Below are 6799 nucleotides of genomic sequence, written 5' to 3' on the forward strand. Positions count from 1 at the left end.
GGCGGTCCGATGCGTGCGGTCCTCGAAACCCTCGGCGTCCAGGACGTCGTGGGCAAGTCGACCGGCTCGTCGAACCCCTACAACATGATCCGCGCGACCTTCGAAGCTCTGAAGGTTCAATCGTCGCCGCGTCAGGTTGCTTCGAAGCGTGGCAAGAAGGTCGCCGACCTGATGGGCCGCCGCAACGACGGCGCCTCGGCGCCTGAAGCTGTCGAGGGCTGATAGACATGGCCAAGAACGAAAAAGCCACCGTCACGGTTCGCCAGACGGCCAGCCCGATCCGCCGCAAGTCGGATCAGCGCGCCACTCTGTCGGGCCTGGGTCTGAACCGCATCGGCCGCGAGTCGACGCTGGAGGACACCCCCTCGGTCCGCGGGATGATCGCCAAGGTCGCCCACATGGTCGAAGTGGTCGAAAAATAAGACGATGCGCCCTCTCCCGATCCCGGGGGAGGGCGTTTCTCTTTGAAGAAGCATCTTGCGATGCTGCGACGGGCCGCTTAGAAGCGGCCCTTCAATTTTTCCAACGCCGAGTCAGAGTCGCCTGGCGGCCTGGCGCTAGAACCCGAAAGGATCAGGCATATGAAACTGAACGAAATCCGCGACAACGAAGGCGCCCACAAGAAGCGCATGCGCGTCGGCCGCGGCCCGGGTTCGGGCAAGGGCAAGACCGCCGGTCGCGGCGTCAAGGGTCAGAAGTCGCGTACCGGCGTCGCCATCGGCGGCTTCGAAGGCGGCCAGATGCCGCTGTACATGCGTATGCCGAAGCGCGGCTTCAACAACGCCAACGCTCTGAAGCTGGCCGAAGTGAACCTGTGGCGCGTGCAGGAAGCCATCGACGCCGGCAAGCTGGACGCCAAGGCTGAAATCAACGGCGCCGCCCTGGTGGCCGCCGGCGTGATCCGTCGCGTCAAGGATGGCGTGCGCGTCCTGGGCGAAGGCGAGCTGAAGGCCAAGCTGAACCTGGTTGTGTGGTCGGCCTCGGCCGGCGCCGTCAAGGCCATCGAAGCCGCTGGCGGTTCGGTCGAGCAACAGCGCATCGCCGCTGAAGCCAAGGCCGCCGCTCGCGTCGAGAAGCGCAACGCCGCCAAGGGCAAGGCTCCGGCTCCCAAGGCTCCGCTGGGCGACGCCAACAAGATCTCGGCCCGCGCCAAGCGCGCCGCGGCCAAGGCCTAAATCGATATCGTCATCCCGTGCGGGCGTCGCTGATGCGGCGTCCGCCGGGATCGTCCGCACCGGGATGACGAAATTCATGAAAGCGGCCCTCGCAAGACGGCCGCTTTCCGCCTATCTGACGACGGGCATAGTCGTGGGGACCGCCTAATGGCTTCGGCCGCTGAACAACTCGCCGCCAATATGAACATGGGCTCGTTCGCGAAGGCGACCGAGCTGCATAAACGCCTGCTGTTCACGCTGGGCGCGCTGCTGGTCTATCGGATCGGCACCTATGTTCCGATTCCGGGCATCAATTCCGAGGCCTTCCTGGCCTTCTTCCAGAACCCGGACGGCCAGCGCGGCATCCTGGACATGTTCAACATGTTCTCGGGCGGCGCGGTCGAGCGTATGGCCGTCTTCGCGTTGAACGTGATGCCGTACATCTCTGCCTCGATCATCGTGCAGCTGATGGGCGCGGTCTACCCGCCCTGGGAGAAGCTGAAGAAGGAAGGCGGCGAAAGCGGCCGTAAGCAGCTGAACCAGTACACCCGCTATCTGACGGTGTTCCTGGCCCTGGCGCAGTCCTTCGGCATCGCCGCCGGCCTGAACGCCCAGGCGGGCCTGATCGATCAGCCGGGCATCTTCTTCATCATTTCAACGGTCACTACCCTGACCGGCGGCACCATGTTCCTGATGTGGCTGGGCGAGCAGGTGACGGCGCGCGGCGTCGGCAACGGCATCTCGCTGATCATCTTCGCCGGTATCGTCGCGGTTCTGCCTTCGACCGTGGCCCGTCTGCTCGGCCTCGCCCAGCAGGGTCAGATGTCGGTCTTCGCCCTGCTGTTCATCGCCGTTCTGGCCGTGGCGACCATCGTCTTCATCGTCTTCATGGAGCGCGCCCAGCGCCGCCTTCTGATCCAGTATCCGAAGCGCCAGGAAGGCAACCGCATGACGGGCGGCGAACGTTCGTTCCTGCCGCTGAAGGTGAACACCGCCGGCGTCATCCCGGCCATCTTCGCCTCGTCGCTGCTGATGCTGCCGACGACGGTGGCCACCTTCACCGCCAACGCCAACCTTCCCGAGTGGATGAGCTGGCTGCCGCTGGTGACGGCGCAGCTGACGCACGGCCAGCCGCTGTTCATGATCCTGTACGCGGTCCTGATCGTCTTCTTCTGCTTCTTCTACACCTCGATCACCTTCAATCCCGAGGATACGGCCGAGAACCTGCGCAAGTACGGCGGATTCCTGCCGGGGATCCGTCCGGGCAAGCGCACCGCCGAGTATCTGGACTACGTCCTGACGCGCCTGACGGTGATCGGCGCCGCCTACATCACCGCCGTCTGCCTGCTGCCGGAATTCCTGGTCAGCAGCATGGGCAACAGCCTCTACTTCGGAGGAACGTCTATCTTGATCGTCGTCTCGGTTACGATGGACACTGTGGCCCAGATTCAGTCCCAACTGCTGGCGCACCAGTACGAAGGCCTGATCAAGAAGGCCAAGCTGCGTGGGCGCGGCCGGGGCGGTTCCGCCCCCGCCCGCCGCTGATGCTCGGGTAGGGGAGCGCGTAGAATGAACCTGATCCTGTTCGGGCCGCCCGCGGCCGGCAAGGGCACGCAGGCCAAGCGCCTGGTCGAGGTGCGCGGCATGATCCAGCTCTCGACCGGCGACATGCTACGCGCAGCCATCGCTTCGGGCTCTGAGCTGGGCCTCAAGGTCAAGGACGTCCTGGCGCGCGGCGACCTCGTCACCGACGAGATCGTCATCGCCCTGATCGAGGACCGTCTGCCGGAGGCCGAGGCCGCCGGCGGCGCCATCTTCGACGGCTTTCCCCGCACCGTGGCCCAGGCCGAAGCCCTGGACGCCATGCTGGCCAAGCGCGGCGCCAAGGTTGACCGCGTCGTCCGCCTCAAGGTGGACGACCAGGCCCTGACCGACCGGATCGGCAAGCGTTTCGCCGAGCAGGGGCGTCCGGACGACAATCCCGAGACCTTCAAGGACCGGCTGGCCGTCTACAACCGCCAGACCGCCCCGCTGCTTCCCTATTATGAAGCCCAGGGCAAGCTGACCGAGATCGACGGCATGGGCGACATCGCCACCGTCGCCGCCGCCATCGACGGCGCTCTCGCCTGACACGCCTGATCTGATGCGGCGTTCGGGCGTTGAAGTCCGGACGACCGCATTCAGGAGGCGCTCTTGACTGACAAACCGACGACGCGCCGCCGCATCCTGGCGCGATCCAGCGTCGCGGGCGTTGTCGGTCTGATCCATCTCGGCCTCTTCGCCCTGCTGGGGCATGTGCAGGCCGAGCGGCGGTTCATCCCGCCCAATCCCCCGATCATTGTGGATCTGGTGCGGCCGGAACCGATCCCCGAGCCGCCGCCGCCGCCGCCGCGCACGCCGTCGCCGACGGCTGGGGGCGGCGCGCCTTCCGCGCCTTCGATCGTGCGGCCCGCGCGACCCAGACCCGTTCAACCTCCCCCCGAAGTCACGGCCCCGTCTCGCCCGGCGCCGGATCAACCCCTGGCGATCGGCGTCGCGCCAACGCCCTCGGCTGCGCCGGGACCTGGTCAGGGCGGGCAGGGCGCGGGGCAGGGCGGGGGAATCGGTTCGGGCGTCGGACGCGGCGCCGGGGAGGGCCGCTTCCGTCTGTTGCGCGGTCCGACGATGGGCGAGTTGCGTCGCCTTCATCCGCCCGCCGCCTTCCGGCAGAGAACCGGCGGCCGCGCGACCCTGTCCTGCCGGATCCGCCTCGATACGCGGCTGGAGGCTTGCCGGGTGGTCGAGGAAGCCCCGCCCGGCATGGGATTCGGCCAGGCCGCCCTTGAGGCGTCCGTCTATTTTCGCTTCCAGCCGCCCACGCGAGACGGCGCGCCGGTGGACGGCCAGGAGGTGCCTGTCACCGTCCTATGGCCGTGACAGGGGCGACTTGAATCGATGCGATCGTCAGGCAAGATGTCCTGGATCCCGACGTTACCTCAATCGGTCCGGAGGCGCCGTTGTCACACGTGACGATGCAGCATGAAGCTGACCATGGACGACGCCTGGGCGCGATCGTCGGCGTCGGCCTGGTCCATGCGATCCTGATCGTCGGCTTCGCCTTCAGCCGACAGGATCCGCCGGCGGAACCCATCGTTCCGCCGAGTTTCGACGTCTTGATGATGCGGCTTGTGCCTCCGGCGCGGCCGGTCGCGGATGAACCGAGCGCGGGCGGTGCGCCGGCGACGGCGTCGCGTGTGCACAGGTCCTTCGATCCTCCGACGGAGCGAGTGGAGTTGATGGCTCCGCTCGTCCAGGCGCCGCTTGCGGCGCTCGAGGCGGGCCTGGCTCCTGTGCCCGCCGTCGAGCACGGCATGGGGCAGGGGGGCGAGGGAACCGGCGCGGGCGACGGCGTTGGCGAAGCCCTGGGCTCGGGATCGGGGCGCGGAACGGGACCCGTCCTTGTCAGGGGGCCGCGCGGCGTCGTCATGACGGCCAATGTCTCACCCGCTTCTCTGGCGGCCTTGCCCGGGTCCTACGCCGTGTTGCAATGCTATATCCGGGTTGGCCGCGATCGCCTCGAGGACTGCCGCGTCAAGGTCGAGCACCCGGCGGATTCGGGCGTGGGCAGGGCGGCGCTTCAGAAAGCCGAAGAGTTCCGCTACCGACCGCCCAGCCGTATCGGGCGCTCTCGCGACCGATTTCGTCAGACGATCGCGGTCGCTTTTCCGGCCCCTCCGGCGGGCCTCTCCGGAGCTGAAGGCGGGCGGCATTGACGCAAACAGAATCCCCTGTATAAGAACGGCCTTCCGCGAAGGGCGCACACGCTCCTGGTCTGTTGACCGGAGCGGTTTCTGCGTCTGAAAACGCGTATCTGGAGATTCTCGTGGCCCGTATCGCTGGCGTCAACATTCCGACCAACAAGCGCGTCGAAATCGCGCTTCAGTACATCCATGGCATCGGCGCGCACGCCGCCAAGGAAATCACCGCGAAGGTCGGCATCGAGCCGGCTCGCCGCGTGAACTCGCTGACCGACGCCGAAGTCCTGCAGATCCGCGAGACGATCGACAAGGATCACACCGTCGAGGGCGACCTGCGCCGCGAGACGTCGATGAACATCAAGCGTCTGATGGACCTGGCCTGCTACCGCGGCCTGCGTCACCGTAAGGGCCTGCCGGTCCGCGGTCAGCGCACGCACACCAACGCTCGCACCCGCAAGGGTCCGGCCAAGCCGATCGCCGGCAAGAAGAAGTAAGAGAGAGGCCTGACCGATGGCTAAGGAACCGGGTCGCGTAAAGAAGCGCGAGCGCAAGAACATCACGTCGGGCGTCGCCCACGTGAACGCCTCCTTCAACAACACCATGATCACGATCACGGACGCTCAAGGAAATGCTATTTCCTGGTCGTCGGCCGGTCACATGGGCTTCAAGGGTTCGCGTAAATCGACCCCGTACGCCGCCCAGATGGCCGCTGAAGACGCGGGCAAGAAGGCTGCCGAGCACGGCGTGAAGACGCTGGAAGTCAATGTCTCGGGTCCGGGTTCCGGCCGTGAGTCGGCTCTGCGCGCCCTTCAGGCCGTCGGCATGACGATCACCACCATTCGCGACGTCACCCCGATGCCGCACAATGGCTGCCGTCCGCCGAAGCGCCGCCGCGTCTAAGCGAACCGACTACCCCTTTTCCCGCCGGTTCCGGCTGCCCTGAACGTGAGGGCGCGGAGCCGGCGAAACCCGTTCGAGGGACTCTATGATCGAAAGAAACTGGCAAGAGCTGATCCGTCCCGAGAAGCCGCAAGTCGAGGGCGGCTCCGATCCGCTGCGCAAGGCGCGTCTGGTCGCTGAGCCTCTCGAGCGTGGTTTCGGTGTGACGCTCGGCAACGCGCTTCGTCGCGTTCTGCTGTCCTCGCTGCAAGGCGCGGCGGTCACGGCCATCCAGATCGACGGCGTGGTCCACGAGTTCTCGTCGCTGGAAGGCGTTCGCGAGGACGTGGTCGACATCGTCCTGAACATCAAGCAACTGGCGCTGCGCATGCACGCCGAAGGCCCCAAGCGCATGACCCTGCGCGCCACGGGCCCCGGCGTCGTCACGGCTGGACAGATCGAAGTCCCGGCTGACATCGAGGTTCTGAACCCCGACCACGTCATCTGCACGCTGGACGACGGCGCTTCGGTGCGCATGGAACTGACTGTCCAGAACGGCAAGGGCTACGTCGCCGCCGAGCTGAACCGTCCGGAAGATGCGCCGATCGGCCTGATCGCCGTCGACGCCCTGTACTCGCCGGTCAAGCGCGTCGCCTATCGCGTCGAGCCGACCCGTCAGGGCCAGTCGATGGATTACGACAAGCTGATCCTGGAAGTTGAAACCAACGGCGCCGTCTCGCCGGTTGACGCGGTGGCCTACGCCGCCCGCATCCTGCAAGACCAGCTGCAGATCTTCATCACCTTCGACGAGCCGACCAAGGCGGTTGAGGCGACGGACGGCAAGCCCGACCTGCCCTTCAACCCGGCCCTGCTCAAGAAGGTCGACGAACTGGAGCTGTCGGTCCGCTCGGCCAACTGCCTGAAGAACGACAACATCGTCTACATCGGCGACCTGATCCAGAAGACCGAGGGCGAAATGCTTCGCACCCCGAACTTCGGCCGCAAGTCGCTGAACGAGATCAAGGAAGT

At 66.3% G+C, this 6799-nt stretch carries 10 protein-coding genes; all 10 read left to right on the top strand.

Going from position 1 to position 6799, the window contains the following annotated elements; translation table 11 throughout:
* Positions 1–222, top strand: a 222-nt coding sequence (locus tag VGE49_RS05075; RefSeq protein WP_473964835.1) for an uS5 family small ribosomal subunit protein, incomplete at its 5' end; no start/stop codon positions are given.
* A gap of 5 nt (positions 223–227) precedes the next feature.
* On the top strand, positions 228–422 hold the full coding sequence (gene rpmD / locus VGE49_RS05080) for a 50S ribosomal protein L30 (protein WP_105563648.1): 195 nt from the start codon (positions 228–230) through the stop codon (positions 420–422).
* A gap of 159 nt (positions 423–581) precedes the next feature.
* Positions 582–1175, top strand: a complete 594-nt coding sequence (rplO, locus tag VGE49_RS05085; RefSeq protein WP_349256711.1) for a 50S ribosomal protein L15 — start codon at positions 582–584, stop codon at positions 1173–1175.
* Positions 1176–1322: 147 nt separating this feature from the next.
* Positions 1323–2699 (top strand): preprotein translocase subunit SecY, encoded by a 1377-nt coding sequence (gene secY, locus VGE49_RS05090; protein ID WP_331033488.1) that lies wholly within the window; start codon positions 1323–1325, stop codon positions 2697–2699.
* 24 nt (positions 2700–2723) lie between these two features.
* Complete coding sequence (locus tag VGE49_RS05095; protein WP_331033489.1) at positions 2724–3284, top strand: adenylate kinase; 561 nt, start codon at positions 2724–2726, stop codon at positions 3282–3284.
* A 63-nt stretch (positions 3285–3347) separates the two neighbouring features.
* On the top strand, positions 3348–4070 hold the full coding sequence (locus VGE49_RS05100; protein WP_331033490.1) for an energy transducer TonB: 723 nt from the start codon (positions 3348–3350) through the stop codon (positions 4068–4070).
* A gap of 80 nt (positions 4071–4150) precedes the next feature.
* Entirely contained in the window at positions 4151–4906 is a 756-nt protein-coding gene (locus tag VGE49_RS05105; protein ID WP_331033491.1) for an energy transducer TonB, read from the top strand.
* A gap of 110 nt (positions 4907–5016) precedes the next feature.
* A complete protein-coding gene (gene rpsM, locus VGE49_RS05110) occupies positions 5017–5385 on the top strand; it encodes a 30S ribosomal protein S13 (protein WP_331033492.1) in 369 nt (122 codons plus the stop codon).
* A 16-nt stretch (positions 5386–5401) separates the two neighbouring features.
* The gene (gene rpsK / locus VGE49_RS05115; protein WP_292096022.1) at positions 5402–5791 is read left to right on the top strand and encodes a 30S ribosomal protein S11; all 390 of its coding nucleotides are present in this window, start codon (positions 5402–5404) and stop codon (positions 5789–5791) included.
* Positions 5792–5876: 85 nt separating this feature from the next.
* The coding region (locus VGE49_RS05120; protein ID WP_331033493.1) for a DNA-directed RNA polymerase subunit alpha at positions 5877–6799 on the top strand (923 nt) is incomplete at its 3' end.

Source organism: Brevundimonas sp. (assembly GCF_036405315.1).
Classification (GTDB): domain Bacteria; phylum Pseudomonadota; class Alphaproteobacteria; order Caulobacterales; family Caulobacteraceae; genus Brevundimonas.